At 67.2% G+C, this 20,045-nt stretch carries 25 protein-coding genes and 1 pseudogene; 9 read left to right on the top strand and 17 right to left on the bottom strand.

What is annotated here, in order from left to right; genetic code table 11:
- The first annotated feature begins 61 nt into the window (after positions 1–61).
- Together ACIP5Y_RS28490 and ACIP5Y_RS28485 are read left to right on the top strand one after the other, a co-directional pair.
- A complete protein-coding gene (locus ACIP5Y_RS28490) occupies positions 62–256 on the top strand; it encodes a hypothetical protein (RefSeq protein ID WP_400354597.1) in 195 nt (64 codons plus the stop codon).
- A gap of 73 nt (positions 257–329) precedes the next feature.
- On the top strand, positions 330–1,526 hold the full coding sequence (locus ACIP5Y_RS28485) for an MFS transporter (RefSeq protein WP_400354595.1): 1,197 nt from the start codon (positions 330–332) through the stop codon (positions 1,524–1,526).
- Between the two features lie 29 nt (positions 1,527–1,555).
- On the opposite strand, the gene ACIP5Y_RS28480 is transcribed toward ACIP5Y_RS28485, so the two are convergent.
- The gene (locus tag ACIP5Y_RS28480) at positions 1,556–2,035 is read right to left on the bottom strand and encodes a hypothetical protein (protein WP_400354593.1); all 480 of its coding nucleotides are present in this window, start codon (positions 2,033–2,035) and stop codon (positions 1,556–1,558) included.
- Positions 1,974–2,447: a winged helix-turn-helix transcriptional regulator gene (locus ACIP5Y_RS28475; RefSeq protein WP_400354591.1), complete on the bottom strand. Its 474-nt coding sequence runs from the start codon at positions 2,445–2,447 to the stop codon at positions 1,974–1,976. Before ACIP5Y_RS28475 ends, ACIP5Y_RS28480 begins: the two co-directional genes overlap by 62 nt.
- Before the next feature lie 88 nt (positions 2,448–2,535).
- On the opposite strand from ACIP5Y_RS28475, the gene ACIP5Y_RS28470 reads away from it, so the two are divergent.
- A complete protein-coding gene (locus tag ACIP5Y_RS28470; protein ID WP_400354589.1) occupies positions 2,536–3,006 on the top strand; it encodes an ester cyclase in 471 nt (156 codons plus the stop codon).
- 45 nt (positions 3,007–3,051) lie between these two features.
- Here the strand turns inward: ACIP5Y_RS28470 and ACIP5Y_RS28465 are convergent, their stop codons facing one another.
- A complete protein-coding gene (locus ACIP5Y_RS28465; RefSeq protein ID WP_400354587.1) occupies positions 3,052–3,531 on the bottom strand; it encodes a hypothetical protein in 480 nt (159 codons plus the stop codon).
- 371 nt (positions 3,532–3,902) lie between these two features.
- On the opposite strand from ACIP5Y_RS28465, the gene ACIP5Y_RS28460 reads away from it, so the two are divergent.
- Positions 3,903–4,511: a hypothetical protein gene (locus ACIP5Y_RS28460; RefSeq protein WP_400354585.1), complete on the top strand. Its 609-nt coding sequence runs from the start codon at positions 3,903–3,905 to the stop codon at positions 4,509–4,511.
- A 5-nt stretch (positions 4,512–4,516) separates the two neighbouring features.
- Here the strand turns inward: ACIP5Y_RS28460 and ACIP5Y_RS28455 are convergent, their stop codons facing one another.
- Entirely contained in the window at positions 4,517–4,987 is a 471-nt protein-coding gene (locus ACIP5Y_RS28455) for a hypothetical protein (RefSeq protein WP_400354584.1), read from the bottom strand.
- A gap of 104 nt (positions 4,988–5,091) precedes the next feature.
- On the opposite strand from ACIP5Y_RS28455, the gene ACIP5Y_RS28450 reads away from it, so the two are divergent.
- Positions 5,092–5,262, top strand: coding sequence for a hypothetical protein (locus ACIP5Y_RS28450; protein WP_400354582.1), 171 nt, complete (start codon positions 5,092–5,094; stop codon positions 5,260–5,262).
- A 34-nt stretch (positions 5,263–5,296) separates the two neighbouring features.
- Here the strand turns inward: ACIP5Y_RS28450 and ACIP5Y_RS28445 are convergent, their stop codons facing one another.
- From ACIP5Y_RS28445 to ACIP5Y_RS28435, 3 genes are all read right to left on the bottom strand, one after another.
- Positions 5,297–5,965: a hypothetical protein gene (locus ACIP5Y_RS28445; protein WP_400354581.1), complete on the bottom strand. Its 669-nt coding sequence runs from the start codon at positions 5,963–5,965 to the stop codon at positions 5,297–5,299.
- Between the two features lie 74 nt (positions 5,966–6,039).
- Positions 6,040–7,167 carry an amidase family protein gene (locus ACIP5Y_RS28440; protein WP_400354579.1) on the bottom strand — a complete coding sequence of 376 codons (1,128 nt, stop codon included), beginning with the start codon at positions 7,165–7,167 and terminating at the stop codon, positions 6,040–6,042.
- Entirely contained in the window at positions 7,164–8,243 is a 1,080-nt protein-coding gene (locus tag ACIP5Y_RS28435) for an acetamidase/formamidase family protein (RefSeq protein ID WP_400354577.1), read from the bottom strand. The genes ACIP5Y_RS28440 and ACIP5Y_RS28435 overlap by 4 nt, the downstream gene beginning before the upstream one ends.
- A 90-nt stretch (positions 8,244–8,333) precedes the next feature.
- Here ACIP5Y_RS28435 and ACIP5Y_RS28430 point away from each other — a divergent pair, with 90 nt between their 5' ends.
- The 3 genes from ACIP5Y_RS28430 to ACIP5Y_RS28420 all read left to right on the top strand — a co-directional run bounded on the left by ACIP5Y_RS28430 (position 8,334) and on the right by ACIP5Y_RS28420 (position 11,058).
- Positions 8,334–8,984 (top strand): GntR family transcriptional regulator, encoded by a 651-nt coding sequence (locus ACIP5Y_RS28430; protein WP_400354575.1) that lies wholly within the window; start codon positions 8,334–8,336, stop codon positions 8,982–8,984.
- Positions 8,985–9,227: 243 nt separating this feature from the next.
- On the top strand, positions 9,228–10,511 hold the full coding sequence (locus tag ACIP5Y_RS28425) for an amidohydrolase family protein (RefSeq protein ID WP_400354573.1): 1,284 nt from the start codon (positions 9,228–9,230) through the stop codon (positions 10,509–10,511).
- Positions 10,504–11,058 carry a DUF1097 domain-containing protein gene (locus tag ACIP5Y_RS28420; RefSeq protein WP_400354572.1) on the top strand — a complete coding sequence of 185 codons (555 nt, stop codon included), beginning with the start codon at positions 10,504–10,506 and terminating at the stop codon, positions 11,056–11,058. Before ACIP5Y_RS28425 ends, ACIP5Y_RS28420 begins: the two co-directional genes overlap by 8 nt.
- Here ACIP5Y_RS28420 and ACIP5Y_RS28415 read toward each other — a convergent pair.
- The 10 genes and pseudogenes from ACIP5Y_RS28415 to ACIP5Y_RS28370 all read right to left on the bottom strand — a co-directional run bounded on the left by ACIP5Y_RS28415 (position 10,993) and on the right by ACIP5Y_RS28370 (position 18,759).
- Positions 10,993–11,574: a dihydrofolate reductase family protein gene (locus ACIP5Y_RS28415; protein ID WP_400354570.1), complete on the bottom strand. Its 582-nt coding sequence runs from the start codon at positions 11,572–11,574 to the stop codon at positions 10,993–10,995. The genes ACIP5Y_RS28420 and ACIP5Y_RS28415 overlap by 66 nt on opposite strands.
- A gap of 12 nt (positions 11,575–11,586) precedes the next feature.
- The gene (locus ACIP5Y_RS28410; protein WP_400354568.1) at positions 11,587–12,111 is read right to left on the bottom strand and encodes an SRPBCC family protein; all 525 of its coding nucleotides are present in this window, start codon (positions 12,109–12,111) and stop codon (positions 11,587–11,589) included.
- Positions 12,108–12,455, bottom strand: coding sequence for an ArsR/SmtB family transcription factor (locus tag ACIP5Y_RS28405; protein ID WP_400354567.1), 348 nt, complete (start codon positions 12,453–12,455; stop codon positions 12,108–12,110). The genes ACIP5Y_RS28410 and ACIP5Y_RS28405 overlap by 4 nt, the downstream gene beginning before the upstream one ends.
- A 59-nt stretch (positions 12,456–12,514) precedes the next feature.
- Positions 12,515–13,723 carry a hypothetical protein gene (locus ACIP5Y_RS28400; RefSeq protein WP_400355844.1) on the bottom strand — a complete coding sequence of 403 codons (1,209 nt, stop codon included), beginning with the start codon at positions 13,721–13,723 and terminating at the stop codon, positions 12,515–12,517.
- 103 nt (positions 13,724–13,826) lie between these two features.
- Complete coding sequence (locus tag ACIP5Y_RS28395; RefSeq protein WP_400354565.1) at positions 13,827–14,627, bottom strand: SDR family NAD(P)-dependent oxidoreductase; 801 nt, start codon at positions 14,625–14,627, stop codon at positions 13,827–13,829.
- The gene (locus ACIP5Y_RS28390; RefSeq protein WP_400354563.1) at positions 14,624–15,145 is read right to left on the bottom strand and encodes a carboxymuconolactone decarboxylase family protein; all 522 of its coding nucleotides are present in this window, start codon (positions 15,143–15,145) and stop codon (positions 14,624–14,626) included. Before ACIP5Y_RS28390 ends, ACIP5Y_RS28395 begins: the two co-directional genes overlap by 4 nt.
- A 50-nt stretch (positions 15,146–15,195) precedes the next feature.
- Positions 15,196–15,552: a hypothetical protein gene (locus ACIP5Y_RS28385; RefSeq protein WP_400354562.1), complete on the bottom strand. Its 357-nt coding sequence runs from the start codon at positions 15,550–15,552 to the stop codon at positions 15,196–15,198.
- Positions 15,553–15,813: 261 nt separating this feature from the next.
- On the bottom strand, positions 15,814–16,047 hold the full coding sequence (locus tag ACIP5Y_RS28380; RefSeq protein WP_400355842.1) for a GMC oxidoreductase: 234 nt from the start codon (positions 16,045–16,047) through the stop codon (positions 15,814–15,816).
- Positions 16,048–16,267: 220 nt separating this feature from the next.
- Positions 16,268–17,041 (bottom strand): annotated as a pseudogene (locus ACIP5Y_RS28375) (NAD(P)-binding protein); the annotation flags it as partial.
- Positions 17,042–17,052: 11 nt separating this feature from the next.
- Positions 17,053–18,759, bottom strand: a complete 1,707-nt coding sequence (locus ACIP5Y_RS28370; protein ID WP_400354560.1) for a hypothetical protein — start codon at positions 18,757–18,759, stop codon at positions 17,053–17,055.
- A gap of 189 nt (positions 18,760–18,948) precedes the next feature.
- Here ACIP5Y_RS28370 and ACIP5Y_RS28365 point away from each other — a divergent pair, with 189 nt between their 5' ends.
- A complete protein-coding gene (locus tag ACIP5Y_RS28365) occupies positions 18,949–19,992 on the top strand; it encodes an AraC family transcriptional regulator (RefSeq protein ID WP_400354558.1) in 1,044 nt (347 codons plus the stop codon).
- Positions 19,993–20,045: the final 53 nt, after the last annotated feature.

Here is a 20,045-nt window from a genome sequence, read left to right as displayed (position 1 = left end):
CGATGATCCCGGGGAGCTTCGCGTCAGCGGCTGGCGCACAAGGTAAGAGAGAAGTAAGGGAATGTCGGATATCACCATTGAAGAACTCGACGTCTACCAGGTGGCCGCCGACTTGGTACTCGCCATCGACGGGTACGAGCTGGAAGAGGTGGAGTACAGCGCGGAGTTGCCCACAGCCACAACGCTCCACGTGACGGCCTTTGTCGATGGTTCGGCCAGGCGATTCAAGGTGGAAGTGGAAGAGCTCGAGGACTGAGCCGCTACGAGCTATGAGCGGATGATGGGATAAATCGTTGGCGGATGGCTGAGGGGGAGGGGAAGCTCGGGGGGTGCAGGCGTATCGGGAGGTTCTGGCCAGTCGGGCGGTGCGGCAGGTATTGCTGATCGGGGCGCTGGTGCGAATCCCGTATTTCGCCGGCGCGATTCTGCTTCCGGTGCATGTGGTGCAGACGCTGCACGGCTCCTATATGCAGGCCGGTGTGCTGACGACGGTGATCACCGGCTGTCGTGCGGTGAGCGGACCGTGGCGGGGACGGCTGCTGGATCGGCTCGGCCTGCGGCGCACGATTGCGCCGTCGATCGCGGTCGGTGCGGTGTGCTGGGTGATCGCGCCCTTTGTCGGATATCCGGTATTGCTCGGGATTGCCGCTGTCGCAGGACTTTTCGAGGTGCCCATCTTCACGGTGGTGCGTCAAGCGGTGATCGCCGCGACGGCGGAGGGCAGCCGGAAATCGGCGCTGGCACTGGAGGCGGCCTCGCTGGAGATGGCCTTCATGGTCGGGCCGGTGGTAGGTATCGCCGCGACCGCCGCGGGCTCGACGAGGACGGTGCTCTTCGCTGTCCAGGTGTGCCTGGTCTTGGCGGGTGTGCTGATGTGGGTGCTGAATCCGGCGCTGCGCTCGGATGATTCGGTCCGGACACAGGCGGTACCGCGCCGTGAATGGTTCGGCGTGGAATTCGTGGCACTGTGCGTCGGCGCGGGGGTAGCGGTGGCGGTGCTAGGCGAGACCGAGCTGACGTTCGTCTCCGCGATCCGGCAATTCGACGCGCAAGGCTGGCTGGGCGTGGTCTTGGCGATCTGGGCTTTCGGCTCGCTGCTCGGTGGACTCGTCTACGGCATGCTGCACCGCCCGATCTCGACCTATTCGCTACTGGCCTGGCTCGGCGTGGTCACACTACCGATGGTTTTCGCGAACGGCCCACTGCTACTCGGCATTACCGGATTCGTCGCAGGCGTCTTCTGCGCCCCCACCCTCACCGCCTCCGTGGACCAGCTGAGCCGAATAGTGCCCGAGGGCGGCCGCGGTGAGGCGATGGGCTGGCACGGCGCCGCCATGACCCTCGGCAGCGGCATCGGCGCTTCGCTCGCCGGTTTCGCCATCGACCTCGGCGGCTTCCGCGCCGGATTCGGATCAGCCGCAATCCTCGGCCTCATCTCCGGCGTCGGCATGGCGGTTCTCGTCGCGATGGTGTCGCGAACCCGACTGCACCCCCTGCGGGTTCGGGAGCGGATTACCGCAGGTTGACTACGGTGAAAGCGCTCTGAGGTTCGCTCTCAGCGTGTTCTCAGTGGGTTTTTCGCAGTCTGGATGCCATGATTTCGATTGCTGATGATCTGCTGTGGCTGCTGCTCGATGATGGCGGGGGTGAGCTGCTCGTTGAGCGCGGTCACGCGGCCTTGGCTGTCGATGTGGCGCTGCGGCTCGACGAGGCAGAGTGTGTTGCCGATATCGGCGTGCAGGATTTGTTCGGCTGCGAGGGGTTCGGTGCTGCGCGGCGTCGCCGCAGGCAGGTCGATGCGGTGCTGCGGCGGCTTGCGGAGCGGAATCGGATTTGTGTGATGCCGGCGCGGCGGTTCGGTGTGTTCTCCGGGTGGGATCGGCCGACGCTCGATTGTGCCGGGAAAGCCGTGTTGCGGGGCGCGATTCGGCAGGCGCTCGTCGAGTCCTGGGATGTGGACGAGCGGATTGCTGTCATTCTCGCGTTGTTGACCGCATTGCAGAGCCCTGCTGGGCGGCCGGGTGAGACGGATCATTTGGCAGAGCGGGCACTGCAGTCGCACCCGTGGTGCTGGGATCTGACTGTGGCGTTGCGAGATCGTCTGCAAGCGGACCAGGTGGCCTCGTTCTCGGGAGGTCACGTTCGGCCCAGTCGGCCATTGTCGCCAGTACGACGTCCAGTCGCCGGCCTGCGGGGGTGAGTTCGTATTCCACGCGAGGCGGGATTTCGGCATAGGCGGTGCGTGTCACCAGCCCGGTCTGCTGGAAACGCTGCAGTCGGGCGGACAGGGTCTTGGGGCTGATTCCGGGCAGGGCCGCGCGCAGTTGGGTGAAGCGTTTCGGGCCGGTCAGCAGTTCCCGGACGATAAGGGTGGCCCAGGGTCCGTCGAGCACGGTCAGGAACCGGGCGATCGGGCATTCCGGTAGGAGGTGATCGACCTCACTCACGATTCCTCCAATAGTTCATTTGAGGTAACTGGTTCCTTGAGGGAACTATAGCGGTTGTACGCCCAATCGGCTCATCCGAGGAGGAACAATGACCGCTACCGCCGAGACTTCGAACCTGCGGGCCGACACGGCCGCGGAGAAGGTCCGCAGCGCCACCAGTACGGCCTTGCGGGTGGCGAGCCGCAACTACCAGCTCTACGACACCGGCGATGTCGCCGGCGTCGACGAGGTCTTCGCCCTCGATGTCATCGACCACAACCCGGTGCCGGGCGTCGCCACCGCCATCGAGGGGATGAGATATTTGATCGGTCAGGTCCGTGACGGATTCACCGGCACCCAGCATCGGATCTGGTTCCAGCAGGAGTTGCCCGGCGGCTGGGTGGTCAACCACTGGCAGATGACCGCCACCCATACCGGGGACGCCTTCGGATTGGCGGCCAGCGGAAAACCGGTGCGGTTCAACGGCACCGACATCGTGCGAGTCGTCGACGACGAGATCACCGAGATCTACCACGTCGAGGAACTTCTCCAGATGACCGCACAAGTCAACGCCGGCTGACCGTCCGAGCAACCCGCCTGCCCTGACCAATGGGTGTGCGGGCGTTCAGGATTCGTGAAATGCTGCCGGTGTCTCGATGTAGCTCGAGGTTCCGGTACTGCTGTCGGCGAAGCGGCCCGCCCTCCGTTGGGAGAGGGAAGCGGCCGGGGCGAACTTGATCTCTGCTCGGCGTCCCGCGGTCTCTACCGTGGCTTCACGTTCGGGTCCGCGGCCTTCGCTGATCCAGAGGTTACCGAAGACCTCGACGCGTGGACGAGTCCGGTCGTCCAAGGTGATCTGTACGTCGCTGCCGGTGTATTCGCCCCAGACCGCCCACCATGTCGTCTCGGGGTCCCGGGGGAGCACTCCGGAGGCTCCTACGGCCATTGCGTTGTGGCCCAGCCATGTTCGCCACGGCTGGGTGCCTGCGATCGCTTCCGCGGCGTCGTCGGACGGGGAGATCCGGAAGTGTTCATCGGTGGGCCGCCACTCGACTCGCAGACCGGACAGCGGTAGCACCATTTCTTCGCACTGCATCACCGTCATGGCGGGGGGTTACCCCTCTCGCTCCGTTATGAAACCGTGACGCTCCGATTCCGGTTCGGTCCCGCGCACCTCGAACCCTCTCCATTCCCCGATCGGAAGCCGGAGCAGGTCGACCGTAAGACCGGTGTTCAGTAAGGTCCACTGGTACGGATCGAGCTGTGCGCCAACACCATTGGCCTGTTGAGGTGACTTGTCCTGCAGTGAGGTGCGCGCGGATCACTTCGGTGCTCGCAGCTGCGGCTGTACCATTTCGGTTGGGTGCGATTTCAACTGTCTGACCTGCTGTTGCTTCGATATTTGCCGCTGGTGTGCCGCCGGCTTGGCTAGGCTTGTGGGTGATTTGTCCTGATTGACGACTGTTGGAGGTATGCGTGATCGCCGCAGTGGTGATGGATCTCGACGGAACCTTGATCGAATCGACCGACCTCTGGCGGGCCGCACGGCGAGACAGCGCGGCGACCGGAGATGAAGTCGCGGTGCACGAGTCGGCTACCGACTACGTCCTGGAGCGGGCGGATACCCTCGAGCCGGTGCCGGGGGCCGAAGCGCTGGTACACGCCGTCGCCGCGCATGTGCCCGTGGTCGTGGCCACCACGGCGCCGGCCAGGTACGCGGCGGTGCTCACCGACCTCATGCCGGGGCTGTTCGAGCCGGTGTCCAGCATTGTCGTCGGCGACTTCGCCGAGCGCCACACGCCGATCGACCTGCACCGGACCGTGCTCGACTCACTGGGAATGGCATCGGAAAACGTTGTCGCGCTGCTGAATTCCACGTCCGGACTGCTGGATGCCTGCACCTTGGGCATGCGGGCGAGGGGTATCCCGCATCCCAGCCGGCCGCTGCCACGGGAATTGGCCGGTGTCGGCATCCCCGTCAGCCCGACCCACCATCACGCCGCGGTGACGCTGCTGCGAATGTTCCGCACCGAGGGCGTGATTCCCCCGCGCTGGCGGCTGGGCAAGCAGTTGCTGGCTGTCTGACGCGATCAGGAGGCATTCGAGGAGGCGAACCACCCGCGCCGGCGAGGCGGCTCGGAGGGCAGCGTCGACAGATCGAAGGCTTTCGCCATCCAGCGGCTTGCCGGTGGTGAAAAGGTCAGTGCGAGAACGGTGGCCGCGGTCACGCCGACGACGGCGCCGGTCACCACCGCGCCCTGGGTGAACGACATCCACGCATATGCGAGCAGCAGGATCTGCACGATGATCGTCAGCGTGCGTGGCCACCAGCGTCCCCGATACAAGGCAACCCCGAACGACGCCACCGCGGCGGCGAGCGACAACAGCACCAACAGCGTCGCCCCGGCGGAGACCGGGTCCGGGCCCTCCGCGGTGGAGATCCCGGCCACCGGTATCACCGCCGCGGCCGCCCCGGCCAGTCCTTCCATTGCCACCAACGCTCCTGCGATCCGCACGACTACGGGAGGACGCTGGTCGCTGACGATTCGCTGTTCGGGCACGCGTTCCAGGCTATGGCGGGACCGGCGACGGCTGGACTCTGTCCGGTCCCATCCTGATCACGATTGCGGCGCAAAGGAGAACGTGTTCTAGGTACCGTCATCGCATGAACCGCCGACGTGTGCTGGTGGCAGGTCTGGGTGACACCGGGCTGCTGACGGCCACCCCGGGCGGCCGATCCTTCCGGATTCCGGCCTGGTCGTTACTGCAGCCGCTCATCGTGCGGCGCGGGATCTACGGCGGAGTGCGAAAGGCTACGAATCGGATGATCTATTGACGCTGCCGCGCAATCGAAGTCCGATATCCGGCGGTCAGGGCGTGAGTTGGTGGAGCCGGTGGACCTGTGTCGCAGTGGTGTTCTCCCAGCTCTCCTGAGCGGCCATGGTGCATGCGGTGACGAATCCGGTCCAGGCGCCGGCCAGGCCGGCGAGCGCGGCGGCGGTCACGATGCCCGCCGGGCCGGACGGCAGGGCCATCAGGCCGCCGGCGAGGGCGGCGAGAATGCCGGGCAGGATCGCGGCGGGCAGGCCCTTCTCGAAACAAGCCTGCGCGGCGATTCCTACTTTCTCGGAGAGGGTGGCCGCGATCTGCGAGCCCGCGGACAGCCCGCCGGCGACCTGGACCGACAACTCCCTACCGGTATTTCCGATGGTGAACTTCATGTTCCGGACCTGGCCGTCGACGAGGATTGTCGGTACCAGCCGTTCGGTGACCCGGCCCGCCCGATCGACGACATCGACCGCCCCGGTAGCGCCGTCGAGGACGAAGCGCCCGGTCTCCAGCGCTACCCGTGCGCCCGCGTCTCGCATGTTCGTGGCCAGGAATGTGCCCCCTGCATCGAGCGGAGCCGCGGATACCGGTGCGGGCGGGGCTGCTGTCAGCGCGCACGCCATGACGATCAGCGCCATCGGAGCGGTCGATCGACCGATGCGCGCCGGTCCGGACGAGCCCACCGCAACCTCCTGCCAGGAATTCGCCATCGAGCGCTATCTAAACCGACCAGTCTCGTTTCTGATGTGCAACACGCCGCACCCGGTCTGCCGTCCCCGGCCACTCAGCCGTGACCACTCAGCAATTCGGCCAGCGTCAGCAAGGTTTCGTCGCCTCCGGGCGCGGCCAGGAGTGAAAGTCCCAGCGGCAGGCCTCGATAGCGCGCTACTGGCAGACTCACGGACGGGCCGCCCAGGATCGGGGCGAGACAAGTGAGCCGCACGACCGCCGCCCGAGCGTGGCCCGGATCGTCGAGCGGGGGAGCGGGTTCGGGAGTGGCGGGCAGCGCCAGCACTCGATCCTCGCCGAGCATGCGTGACAGGCGATCGGCCGCCTCACGCAGTATCGAGCGTGCTTCATAGGCGAGCGCGGGGGTGACCTCGGCGGCGAGTTGCAGGCGGGCGGAGACGTTGCGGCCGAAGATCGGGCGCTCGCGGCGGATCCAGTCGCCGTGCTGTTCCCAGACCTCGGCCGCCTGCACGGTGGTGAACGCCGCGCGGATCCGATCCCAGCCACCGGCGTCGAACAGCGGCGCGGTGGTCAGTTCCAGGCCCGCGCCCACCAGCCGGGAGAGAGTGCCGCGCAAGAGGTCTCGCACGTCCGGTGCCACCGGGATATCGCTGGGCCACCAGACCGTACGGGGGTGCGCGGCGGGCGCGGCGGCGTCCAGCAGCAGTCGGGCGCCGGCGCGCAGGGTCTGCGGATCGCGAGCCAGTAGCGCGGGCACATCGAACGACGGTGCCAGCGGAACGATTCCGGTGCGCGGCGCGCGAGAATGGCTGGGCCGCAGGCCGTAGAGACCGGTGTAGGAGGCGGGCACCCGGATGGAACCGGCGGTGTCGGTGCCCAGGCCCAGATCGGCCAGTCCGGCGGCCACCACGGTCGCGGTGCCGCTCGACGAACCGCCCGGCATCCGGTCCGGGGCTACGGGATTGACCGGCGTGCCGTAATGCGCATTGGTGCCGGTCAGGCTGTACGCCAATTCGTCGGTGTGGGTCTTGCCGACCACGGTGAACTCCCGGCGCAGCCGCTGCACCGCGACCGCGTCCTGCTCCGGGATCGGATGGGTGGCCAGCCAGCGCGGATTGCCCGCGCCGGTCGGCATACCCGCGACATCGACGACATCCTTGACCGCCAGCCGCAGCCCGGCGGGAGCATCGGTGACCGGCAGCCAGGAGACGAACCCGTTCACAGCCCCTCCAGATCACTCTTGCGCAGGCAGCAGTGCACACCCTTGACCTGGTCCACCACCTGCGAAATACGGAAATCTGCCGCAGCGGACAGATAGGCCAGTGCGAGCGGCGCGGGCACCGCGTAGCGCTCGGCCAAGAAAGCCAGCGCATTACGCGTGGCCTGCTGCACGGCGATATCGAGGTCCGGATCCAGTCCGACCACCAGGTGATCGGCGGCGGTCTCGGCGAACGGCGTGGCCAATGTGCTTGCCAGCGAACGCATCCGGGCATCATTGTGCACGGTCAGCCGGAGCGTGGCGCGCAGCGGCGCCTCGAAGGCGGTCAGGGCCACCTCGCCGTCGCCCATCGCGAAATGCGGATCGCCGGTGTAGAACAACGCGCCGGGCACCTGCACCGGCAGGAACAGTCGTGCGCCGACGCCCAGCATCCGGATATCCAGATTGCCGCCGTGCGGTCCGGGCGGCACCGAGTGCACCGGCTGTTCGGTGCCCGCCGCGACGCCCATGATGCCGAGAAACAGATTGAGCGGGAAGCGAATCGCGCGGCCGTCGCCCAGGCTGATGACGCCGCGGTCGTCGTCGACCGTGGCCACCGTGCAGACCGGGGGCACCGGCAGCGCCGGATCGTGCCCGGCGGGCGGCCGCGGGAATTCGCCGGCCAGCGCGCCCTTGCCGTGCCGATTGCTGATCACTCCGTAGTCGGTGCGGCGGCGCAGTTCGAGCACCTCCACCTCGAGCACGTCACCGGGCCGCGCACCGGAGATCGCGATCGGCCCGGTGATCACATGCGGGCCCTGCCGCACCGGATCGTGAGCGACCGTCGCCGCGACGGCGGCTGTGTCGGAAAGGATTTCGCTGATCCCGGCCGCGGCGAAGAAGTTCGCCGGATCACGGCCCTGATCCTCGAGGATGCCCTCGTGACTGATGGTGTCCACGCACACGACGGTGCCCGAGATAACCGTGAGCACGGGTTTCGCGAGGGCATTGGGCAACAGGCCCCAGCTGACGCGGTCCGGATCGGCGTCGAGGTATACATCGCCGGAGATGGTGCCGGAGCTGGGTTGTAGTAGATTCATCGAGCATCCCGGATCGGTGTGGAAGGTGGTCGTATACAACCACTGCCGGGCCGGGCCCGCCACTTCAGCGGCCGCGCAAAGGAAGTCAGTGTGACCAGTGCCACCGGGCGGCTGTCGCCGCAGCAACTGTGCCGGGCCGTCCGGGACGACATCATCCGGCGCACGCTGCCGCCGGGGCAGCGGCTGACCGAGGAGGCGCTGGCCGAACGCTACGGGGTATCGCGGGTGCCGGTGCGAGAAGCCTTGCGCACCTTGGAAGCCGAGGGTTTCGTGTGGTCACGCCCCTATGTTGGCGTGTTCGTCGCCGAGTTGACCGAGTCCGAGGCCGCCGACCTGCTCGAGATCCGGGCGTTGCTGGAGCCGCTGTGCGCCCGTCGCGCCGCCGAGCGCCGCACGCCGGAACAGGTGGGGCGGCTCAAGGAACTGGTGCGCTTGGGTCTGGACGCGCTGACCGATCGGCGCTTCGCCGAGCTGGCACGGCTGAACAGCCGTTTTCACGAGGTGCTGGCCGAGGCGTCCGGCAGTGCCGTACTGCTGCAGCAGATCACTCAGCTCAGCCAGAAGATCGCCTGGGTGTACGCGGTGGAGCTGCCGCGGCGCGGCCCGGATTCCTGGGCCGAGCACGAAAAGATCTGTGCCGCCGTAGAAGCCGGGGATCCGGAGCTGGCCGGTCGCATCGTGGCCGAGCACATCTCCCGGGCGGCTTCGGCGTACCGGCTGCGCGGCGCTGCCGAATCCTAGTCGTATACGAACTCGCCGCCCGCAGGCTGTGTTTGCTGACTATTCGCGAATTCATCGACCGTCGAGCGCAATTCTAGTGGTAGGCAGCGTTGCTGCTCACTTCTTCAGCGCATATCGCTGCCGTAGCAAACATTTCGAGGGTGCTGCGAGCAGTTCGTAACATCGCGGACAAAGTCGCGGTGGGAGATGGCAACACGCGGTTCGTATACAAAACGGGTTCCTGCTCTCCCCTCGGAGGTACCCATGGCGGATCTCGTGCTCCGCACCGCCCGCGTCGACGACGACAGCGGAACGGTCGACATCGCCGTCTCCGACGGCGTCATCACCGCGATCGCCCCCGCGCTCGCCGGCACCGGAGATACCGAAATCGACTGTGCCGGAAGAGTTGTCATTCCCGGCCTGATCGAATCCCACCTGCACGTGGACAAGGCGCTGCTCGACCGCGAGCGCCCCAACCCGGACGGCACGCTGGCCGGAGCCATCGCGGTCACCGGTGAACTCAAGCGCGGCTTCACCCGTGAAGCGGTACTCGGCCGCGCCCGGCAACTGCTCGATATGGCGATCGGCAACGGCACCACCGTCGTGCGCGCCCACCCCGATGTCGATCCGATCGTGGGCCTGCTGGGTGTCGAGGTGCTGCTCGAACTCCGCGAGGAATACCGCGACCTGCTCGACCTGCAGATCGTGGCCTTCCCGCAGGAGGGCATCCTCAAGGCGCCGGGCACGCTGGAGTTGTTGCGCGAGGCCCTGTCCCGCGGCGCCGACGTGGTCGGCGGCTGCTGCTACAACGAGGCCGATCTCACCGACTGCCACCGGCACATCGATCTGGTCTTCGAGCTGGCCGCGGAATTCGGCGTACCGGTCGACATGCACGCCGACCTGGCCGACGACGCCACCGATCCCCGATTCGCACTGGCCGACCGGATCGCGGAGGTGACCGCACGCACCGGCATGCACGGCCGGGTCAGCCTGGGCCACATGAGTTCTCTGGCCGGCCGCCCGGCCGCCGAACGGCACGCGACCATGACCCGGCTGGCCGCCGCCGGCGTCGCGGTGGTTCCGCTACCGGCGACCGATATGCATCTGGGCGGCCGCACCGACACCGTCAACACCCGCCGCGGCATCGCCCCGATCCGCGAACTGTGGGAAGCCGGCGTGCTGACCGCCTTCTCCTCCAACAATGTTCGCAACGCCTTCACCCCGTACGGCAATGCCGACCTGCTCGATATCGGCCTGTTCCTGGCCCAGACCAGCCACCTGTCCGGTGACGCCGACCTGGCCCGCGTACTGGACATGGTCACCGGCAACGCCGCCCGCGTGGTCGGCCTGCACGACGCGTACGGCCTCCGGCCCGGCGCCACCGCGGATCTGGTGGTGCTGTCCACCCGCCGCGTCGCCGACGTCCTGCTGGATCGGCCCGACCGCTGCTACGTGATCAAACGCGGCCGCATCGTCGCCCGCACCAGCCGCACCCGGGAACTGGTGCGCCCGAACACCTTCGAGACCGGAGTACTCACCCATGCGTGACCGCATACCCCACGAGATCGTCGCCTCCGTCCTGGCCGGCCTGACGGCCTTCATCGGCGGCACCGCGCTCAACCTCCCGCCGTGGGCCATCTTCATCGGCTGGGCCGGGACATTCCTGGCCGGTGGGCCCTCGCTGGCGGTGGCCCGGAAACTTTGGGCCGCAATGCCTGTCGGCTCCACTTTCGCCATGGTGATCGTGGTCGCCGACCAGCATATCGGGACCGTGCTGGGTTCCTCGCGCGTCGCGCAGGACACGGTCCTCGCATTGATAATCCTGGTGGTCAACACCGCTCTCATGTACACCGGCCGCATCCCGGTCTTCTCGCTGATCCCGGGCATGTTCTTCGGATTCGCCTCCTACTTCGCCACCTTCTTCGGCGGTTTCGGCTTCGAGCACGGCAATGTGCTGGCCGCCTGGGTGGCGGTGGTGGCGATGAACTTCCTGGGCCCGGTGTTCGCCTACCTGTCGACCTTGTCGACGTCAGGCGCGGGCGACGCGGTACACCAGGCTGAGGCGGCCGTCCGGCCATCGCTCGGAACTGCGTAGCTCGAGTGGGCGGCGCTGCGTGGATGTCGCGAACAAGGTGGTGCCTTCGCCCGCGATCAGCGGGTAGACGATCAGCCGCAATTCGTCGACCAGTCCGGCATCTACGGCGGCGGCGGTGATGCGGGCGCCGCCCATGAGGTAGATGTCTTTGCCCTCTTCGTGTTTGAGGGCCTCGACATCATCGAGACCGCGCAGGAATTTCGTATCGGGCCATTCGGTCGAGGTGAGCGATTTCGAGACCACGTAGTGCGGCAGGGCCGTCATGGTTTTTGCCCATTCGACCTCGGAAGCTGTTGGCACGCTGCCGCTTTGCGGATGTACCTCGTCCGGATGGTTCTGGATCTGTGTCCAGTACTGCTCGTAGCCGGGGTACATGCGGCCGCCGAGAACGCAGGCGTCCACCTGTGCGGTCAGGCCGTAGTCGTCCGACCAGCCGTCGACCCAGTCGGCGTAGCCCTCTGAGCCTTCGATCCTGCCATCTGCCGATATCTTGAAAGCTGCGATGAGTTGGCGCATTGTCGTTGTCTCCTAAGGTGTTTCACGTTCTCCGTTGAGTCGCGCCGCGTATCGAAGGCGCAGATCTGTCATGGTGTCGTCGAAATGCGGTGGTGTGCGTCCCGCCAGGCGGTCGGCGAGCAGGTCGAGGTGTGCATGCCAGCCCGCGCTGTAATTGAGGAGACCGTTCCGATCGGCGATCCGGCGATGGGTGACGACCAACCGGACCCGGTCGCCGACGGGCGTCAACTCGAACGTCACCACCGAGCCGTCCTCCCAGGTGTGGGACAGCAATCGCGGTGGCTCCCACGCCAATATCGTGCTGTCGATCAAGTACTCGTCGACGGGGCCGCGGGGTTCCCCGGTGAGTTCGGCATTGCGGAAAACATGGTTCACGGCACCACCGACGCGCGGATCGAAGGTGCCGCCCGCCTGCCAGGTCTTGCGCTTCTCCGGTTCGGTCAGGAAGGCCCAGACCCGCTCGATGGGCCCGGGCAGCTCGCGTTCGATGCGCACGGTGTCCGGGGTGGTCAGGGCGCAGTATTCGTTGTCGCTCAAGGCTGTTCCTTGTCCAGGTCGTCGTCGGCCAGGGCCGCTTCGAGTGCGTCGAGCCGCTCGTTCCAGAACCGCTCGTAGTAGCGCAGCCACGCGACACCGTCGCGCAGTGGCGCGGCGTCCAGTGCACAGGTGTGCGTGCGGCCGTGGACGAATCGGCGGATCATGCCCGCGCGTTCGAGCGTCTTGATGTGCTTCGACGCCGCCGCCAGCGACACCGGGAACGGTGCGGCCAGCTCGCTCACCGACAGTTCACCGCCGGCGAGCATGCGCAGCATGGCCCGGCGGGTGGGGTCCGCCAGCGCGTGGAAGATGGCATCCAGCTGCTGCGATGAATTCTCAACCACAAGGTTGAATATTGCAGCGCCCGGCAAGATTGTCAACCCTTTGGTTGAATATTCCAGCGCTACGATCCCAGCGCGGTGAGAAGGGTTGTCAGGGCCCGTGATTCGGTCGCGGCGTCCGGAGTCTTGGCGCGTACCGCCTTCAATGCGGCGTCGATCCTGGCGTCGAGCACCTTCCACCCGGCGTCGTCCATCGGTTGCAGCGTGTCCTGGTCCTGATCCCAGGCTGTTTCCAGGTCCTTGATCCGGGTGACGGCCTCGCTCTGCTGACCGGCCTGCACTGTGGTCAGCGTGTCCTGGGCGATGACGCGGAATTTGGCGACCTCGGCGGCCGGGAAATGGGCCGTCGGGCCTCCCGGTCCGGCCGCTGCGGCCGACGTGGTCGCTGTTTCCTCGTCACTGTTCGAATCGGCGTGCGGCTGGTTGGCGGCCCAAACCAGCAGTGCCCCGGCCAGGATCGCGACGACCGCGTAGTAGCCGAGCATGAGGCGCTCGCGCTTCGGGTCGGCGGCAGTGGATATGTGCGACGGACGCTGCTCATCGACGACGTCCCTGCGCGTACCGGTGAGGTAGACGACCACCGCCAGAATCGCGATGAGGAAGATGATGCTGGTCAGCGCGGTGCCGAGGCCCAGACCGTGATCGGCGGACGAGGAGGCGAACCAGTCACCGAGGTTGGCGCCCAGCGGTCGGGTCAGGATGTAGGCGAGCCAGAACGACAGCACGGCATTGGCGCCGCCACGCCGGCCGAGCACGACCGCGGCGATCAGTCCGGCCGGCAACAGCACCGAGGTGCCCGGTCCCCAGCCGGTCAGCTGCAACGTCCAGTCGCCGGCGGCGGTACCCAGGGCGAAGGTGACCAGAACCGCCAGCCAGTAGAACAATTCACGAGGCAAGGTGGTGATGCTGTGGATCGACAAGGTGCGCTCGCGGACGAACCAGATCCCGAACACGACCGCCAATGCCAGCGCGAAAACACCGGTGCTCAACGCAAGTGGCACACCGAGGTTGTCGGTCAGGATGTCGGTGTAGAGGGTGCCGCTCACGCTCACCACGATGACGGTCAGCCAGTACACGAACGGCACGTACCGATTCAGCCGCAGCTGCCAGCCCAGCGTCGCGGCGAGTATCGCCGTGAACAGCAGCGCGGTGCCGCTCAGACCGACTCCCAGTGAGCTGTTGATCCAGTCGGCGAAGCTCTCGCCCACGGTGGTGCACAGGATCTTGATGATCCAGAACCACACCGTGACCTCGGGAACCTTGCTCAGCATCCGGCGGGTGAGGCCGACCTCGGCTGTCGTCTTGTCAGTCACGGATCGGACGGTAGTGATCGGTCGCTGTGGCGACGCTGAGAAACGTGCCCGGATCGGGAGGTCAGCCGATTCGGGCGCTCTGGCCGCCGTCGACGGGCAGCAGGACGCCGGTGATGAAGGCGGCCTCATCGGAGGCGAGGAAGAGCGCGGCGTGGGCGACATCCCAGGCGGTGCCCTGGTGGCGATTCAAGGGGACCATCCGGTTGCGGGCCGCGCGGAGTTCATCGCGGTCCATGCCCAGTGCGGCGGAGATGCCCTCGATCGCCATCGGGGTGTCGATGAGGCCCGGCATGATGGCGTTCGCGCGAATTCCGAAGGCGGCGTTCTCCATTGCCAGGGCGTGGGTCAGGGCATTGAGGCCCGCCTTGGAGACCTTGTAGGCGACCAGCGGCGCCGAACAGACCGCGGCGATGGACGAGACATTGAGAATCACGCCCGCGCGGTGTTCCCGCATATGCGGAACGACCTCGCGGCAGAGGATCCACGGCCCGCGCAGATTGACCGCGTGGATGCGATCCCAGGCTTCCTCGGTGATGTCCAGCGCGCTGCCGTCGCGACTGCCGATACCGATGTTGTTGTGCAGGATATCGATTCGGCCGAAGACATCGATCGCCGTGCGTGCGATCGTGCCGCAGTCGGCGGTATCGGTGATGTCGGCGACCAGTGGCTGGGCCGTGCCGCCCGCCTCGGCGATCATCGCACAGGTCTCCTCCAGTGACTTCGCGTCGCGGTCCACGGCAAGCACCTGCGCCCCTTCGCGGGCGAAGAGAATCGCTGTGGCGCGCCCGTTTCCGATGGTGGTGCCGGGAGTCTGTCCGGCGCCGCAGACTATCGCGATCTTGTCCTGCAGCCGTCCGGTCATGACGGGAACCCCTGCAATCCCTCGTCGAGGGGGACTTGAAAGGTGTTCAGCGCGGTAGAGACCAGCGTGTACTGCCCGACGGCGAATACGAGATCCATCATCTGCTGTCGAGACCAATCCTGCGACAACGCCTTCCACAGCTCGTCGTCCAGGCGATGGTCGGCGATGAGCTGGTCGGTGGCCTGCAACAACACCGTGTCCCGCGCAGCCCAGTCGGTGGCGTCCGAGGCGACCTTGTCGATCTCCGCGTCGGTCAGCCCAGTGCGCCGCCCCAGCACCCGATGCTGCGCGAACTCGTACTCCGACCCGCACCGCCACCCGGTCCGCAGAATGACCAGTTCCCGCTCCCGCGCCGGCAAGGTCGAACCGCCGAGCACATGCCGCCCGAACACCAGCCACCGATGCAGTAGATCGGGATGATGTGCGAGGGCCCTGAAGATGTTCAACCGCTGGAGCTGATCGAGCGTCTTCCGGGTCCGCTCGTCCCAGTCGGCTTCGTCAGTGAGGGGAATCCGCATCGCACAACGCCTTTCGCCGGACGTATCACTCGCCGAAGGCCATTATTCCGTTATGGGCGTTCGGCGACACGGTTGTGGCCGTCGAAGTCGTCGAACAGTGAGGGGGAGGTGGTGTCGGCGTGGTGGTGCTGCTTGTGGGTGGTGTGTTGTCGCCTGGGTGGTCTGGTGATGCTGAGCTCGTCGGGGGAGAAGGCGAGGGCGTCGTCGCTGCCGGTGGGCAGCACGTGCAGGTAATCGGGTTCGGTGGGGTCGGCGACGGCGACCACCTTGCCGGATCGGCCTTCGTCGATACCGACGGCGTCGGCGGTGAACCAGACTCGGGGCGAGCGGCCTGCTTCGACTTCTGCGGCGATCCGCTGGATATCTGTGTCGGACAATGAGGTGGAGGTGTTTCGGCGGGTCGTCATGGTGTGCTCCGGGCGTGATGAACGTCGGTCTCTTCCGAGGATGCCGGAGAGTGCCGACATCATGCATCCGCGAGCCCGGAATTACCGAACCGGCCGATCGATTGACCGCGGCGGCCACCCCGCTGGGCGCGAACCGGACGGTCCGCAATGATCAGCGGATGACCGTGGAACGAGTACGCGACGGCCGGACCCTGGTGATCCGGATGAACCGCCCGCGAACGTCGCGAACCTCGTTGGACGGGAAAGTGATCCGCGTGTCGGCTATTCGATGAAGCTCATGGCCCGCTCGGCCATGGCGGTGATGGTGAGGCTCGGATTCACGCCCACATTGGCCGGGATCGCCGCCCCGTCGCAGACCAGGAGGTTCCGGTAGCCGTAAACCCGATGCCGGGCGTCGATGACGCCGGTGGCGGGTGAATCGCCGATGGCCGCGCCGCCGAGGAGGTGCGCGGTGGTGGGAATCGACAGGATCGCCTCCGGTACCGCTGCCCGCACCACGCCGCCGATCCTGGCGGCGATGGCCTCGGCGGCGGCGTAGGCCGCCGGAATGAACTGCGGGATGGGATGTTCGGGATCCTGCACGGTGGTGAGCACCGGATACCCGGAGCGTCCCGAGCCGGGTGGAGAGCCGGGGCAGGGATCCGGACAGCTTGCAGCGCAACAGCAATCGATTGGTGCCCAGCGCCCCGCCCGCAACCACGACGCCGCGTGCGGTGTGCGTGCGGCGATCCCGGCGCACCCAGCGGCCCGTGCGCTCACTGGTGATCGCGTAGCCGTCGCTGCCGTCGGCCGCGCCGAGCGGCCGGATATCGATCACGGTCCGCTCGGCCAGGATCTGCGCGCCATGTTGCTCGGCGAACCACAGGTAGTTCTTGACGAGGGTGTTCTTGGCATTGTGGCGGCAGCCGAGCAGACACGAGCCGCACCGGACGCAACCCGCGCGTTCGGGGCCCGCACCGCCGAAATACGGATCGGGAACGGTCTTTCCGGGTTCGCCGAGGAAGACGCCGACCCGGCTGCGGGCATAGGTGCCGCCGAAGCCGTGCTCGGCGGCATACTCCCGTAGCAAGGTGTCGGCGGCAGTGTCCTCTACCAGGCTCGTCACACCCAGCATGTGCTCGGCGGTGTCGTAGTGCGGTGCGAGTTCGGCATCCCAGTCGCCGAGATGCGCCCACTGCGGGTTGCGGGCGAATTCCGGGCGGCTGCGGTAGAGCGTGTTCGCGTAGGCGAGCGATCCGCCACCCACCCCCGCGCCCGTAACCACGAAGACATCCTTGAACAGCGTGGGCCGGAAGATGCCTTTCATGCCGAGCGCAGGCAGGAAGTAATAACGCCGCACCTGGGAGGCGCGTTCGGCGAAATCGGTGTCCGAGAATCGCCGCCCCGCCTCGAGCACACCGACCCGGTATCCCTTCTCCCGCAACCGCAGTGCGGACACGCTGCCGCCGAAGCCGGAACCGATGACGAGCCAATCGAAATCGTGTGTCATGCCTGCCCCCGTCATTTGAGCCCCAGCGCGCCGTCCAGGCCGCCGACATCGCTGCTCCTCCGCGTCGAGGTCACGGTGGTCCGGGCGAATTCCGCCAGTGTCGCCGCGATGGGTTCCGGGGTGCCGTCCGCGCGCGGGTCGGCGCCGGCCGCTACATCGCAGTGCAGGTAGCCGGGAAACCAGTGCACGCCCTGGTCGGGGAAGACCCCGAGTCCGGTCAGTGCGTGGGTGAAGCTGGAGCGGCCCATGAGATTGATGAACGGCAGCCGGGCCGCGCCTTGTTCGTGGCGCAGCGGTGCGAGTGATCCGGTGCGGCAGCCACCGAGGGCGGCGGCGGCGTCGAGGGGCTGGCGGATCGGGAAGTAGTCCTCGAAGACATTGAGCCGCCCGCCCGCCAGCATCGGCGCGAGTTCGGCGAGGCTGACCACTTCGCTGTCGGCGGTGACGGCCGGTATGCCGGTGCGCGTGAATTGTGCTGGGGCGTCGCCGGTTCCGCAACGGTCGTAGTCGCGCCAGCGATACAGGGTCTCGAACGAGGTCGGACTGTAGCGGGGTGCGGTGCCGCAGGCGGCGCGGTACAGCGTGCGCACGCCCGGGGCTTGGCCGGCTTCGAAGGAGAGCGGGAAGGTCCGCGGTGCGACTTCGGCGCTGTCGAGGGTGCCGCAGCTCATGGACAGCACCGCGAAGTTCACCGAGGTGTGCGCGCCGCCCAGTAGGCCCAGCAGGGCCTGGTTGGTGAGCCGCAACCGGCGGTAATCGGGTGTACGGGTGAGCAATTCGCGCCAGGTGCGCGCCGTCGAGCCGCGGACGAGGAGATCCGGGGTGCCGTGCCGGGGCAGCAGTCGCAGGATATCGGACTCTTCCTCCGGCGCCAGGGTCGCGGCCGCCGCCACGGCCGCGATGAGTGCGAAGGCTTCGGCATTGCCCCAGCCGCCCTTCAGGACCGCGGTGCTGTTGGGCGCGAGCCCGCGGCGCATGAGCAGGGGAGCGCGCTCGATGGCGCGGGCCGCTATTCCGGTGGGTCCGGCCAGCGCGCGCCGCCGGGACAGCCGCAGTGGATCCAGGTGGGTGATGGAATCCAGCGCCACCAGTGCGGCGATCTGCTCGTGTCCGGGCCGACCGGCGAAATCCCATGCGGCGTAGGTGCCGGCTTGGATCGCGCCCAGTGAATGCCCGCCGAGAATCACCTTCTGAGCGCGCAGATCGGCATCGGGGATCTCCCGGCGCAGCACCTCGTGGGTGTCCTCGACCGTGCGGGCGGAACCGAATTCGGCCAGGAATCCGAGATCGCGGTCGCGGTGGAAGCCGCCGAAGACCCGGCCGCCGACCGATTTCCCGCCGTAGTAATAGTCGAAGGCGAGGTGGTAGTCGCCCTCGGCCATGGCGATCTCGATGGCCGAGTGGTCCTCCACACCGTTGGCGCGGCGGTCCAGGACCCACACCTCCGCCGTGAGCCCGGCCGCCGCCAGATTGCGAACGGTATTGCGGCCCAGCGGTTGCAGCGAGCGTGCGCCCGCGATGGCGCCCGGCAGCAGGGCGATGATCACGTCGGCGGCGGCGGGATCATCGGGCGCGGCAACGCGTTTGACCCGCAGGTGCCGCAGGACATCGCAGTCGGCGGGATGAGCGGGGAAGCCATCGGGCAGGGGTGCGTGCCGCGTCACCATGCTGACCCGGATGTCGTCGGCGGTTTCCAGGATCTCTTCTGTACGGGTCACTGCCGAACCTCTCGCTCGATCTCACTACTTCGATACCCTGAATCGAGGGTAGGAAGATCAGCGAAACCGGGGCTTGACCGGGGGAAGAACGGCGTCGTAGGTAAAGGATCCGGCTGTCTGGGTCAATATCGCCCGAACATCGGTTAATATTCGGCACATCAGCTGGTAGTCGATGAGGACTGTGCGCACATGTTCGACTGGGATCTATTGCGGAATACCTCCAGCGTCCACATCATGACGCGGATCGGGGAGGAACGGGGAATGCCCGCGGCCGCGTGCCTCGCGGGCACCGGATTGTCCACCGAGGCGGTGATCGATCCGAACGCGGAAGCCACGGCCCGCCAGGAGGTGACCGTGGTGCGCAATCTGCTCGCCCGGTTCGGTGCCGAACCCGGGCTGGGGGTGGAGGCGGGCAGCCGGTATCACGTCTCGCTCTACGGTCCGTGGGGCCTGGCCATGCTGTCCAGTCGCACCCTGCGCGATGCGGTGGAGATAGCGTTGCGGTACGTGGAGTTGGCTTTCGCCTTCGGGCAGTTGAGCTTCGAGGAGAACGAGACCGAAGCCCGGCTGGTCTTCGACGACGACGAGGTCCCCGAGGATGTGCGCGCTTTCCTCACCGAGCGGGTGATGACCGGTATCCAGATGCTCAGCAAGGAACTCTTCTCGGCCGGAGTCCCGGTGCACCGCATCACCTTCCGGCACAGTATGCCCACCGATACCGCTCGCCATCGCGAGGTGCTCGGCATCGAGCCGGAATTCGGCGCGCCCCGCAACGAACTGGCCTTCGCCGCGGCCTACCTGGACATGCCGCTGCCGCAGGCCAACGAGTGGGCCCGCAGCACCTGTGAACAGATGTGCCGTGATCTGCTCGCCCGGCGGCACGCCCGGACCGGATTCGCGGGCGCGGTCCGAGATCGGCTGGTGCGCAGCCCCGGGCACATCCCGGACCAGGCGACGGTCGCGGCGGAACTGTTCATGAGTTCCCGCACCCTGTCCCGGCGGCTCAACGAGGAGGGCACCTCCTTCCGGGCGCTCCTGGACGAGGTGCGGCAGGCGCTGTCGGAGGAACTGCTCGACCGCACCGCCATGACCACCGAACAAGTGGCCTCCCGGCTGGGCTACGCGGAGGCCGCCTCGTTCATCCGGGCCTTCCGGCGCTGGAAGGGCTGCCCGCCACAGGAATACCGCGCCCGCAGGGGACGCGGACCCGCACGGATACCCGAACTGGTGTAGCCGTCGGGAAATATCAATCGCGAGTCCGCGACTGCCCTGGTCGTGCCGATATC

It is taken from the genome of Nocardia sp. NPDC088792 (assembly GCF_044750615.1).
Taxonomy (GTDB): domain Bacteria; phylum Actinomycetota; class Actinomycetes; order Mycobacteriales; family Mycobacteriaceae; genus Nocardia.
Note: the sequence above shows the minus strand (reverse complement) of the source record. Positions and strands in the feature narration are given on the sequence as shown.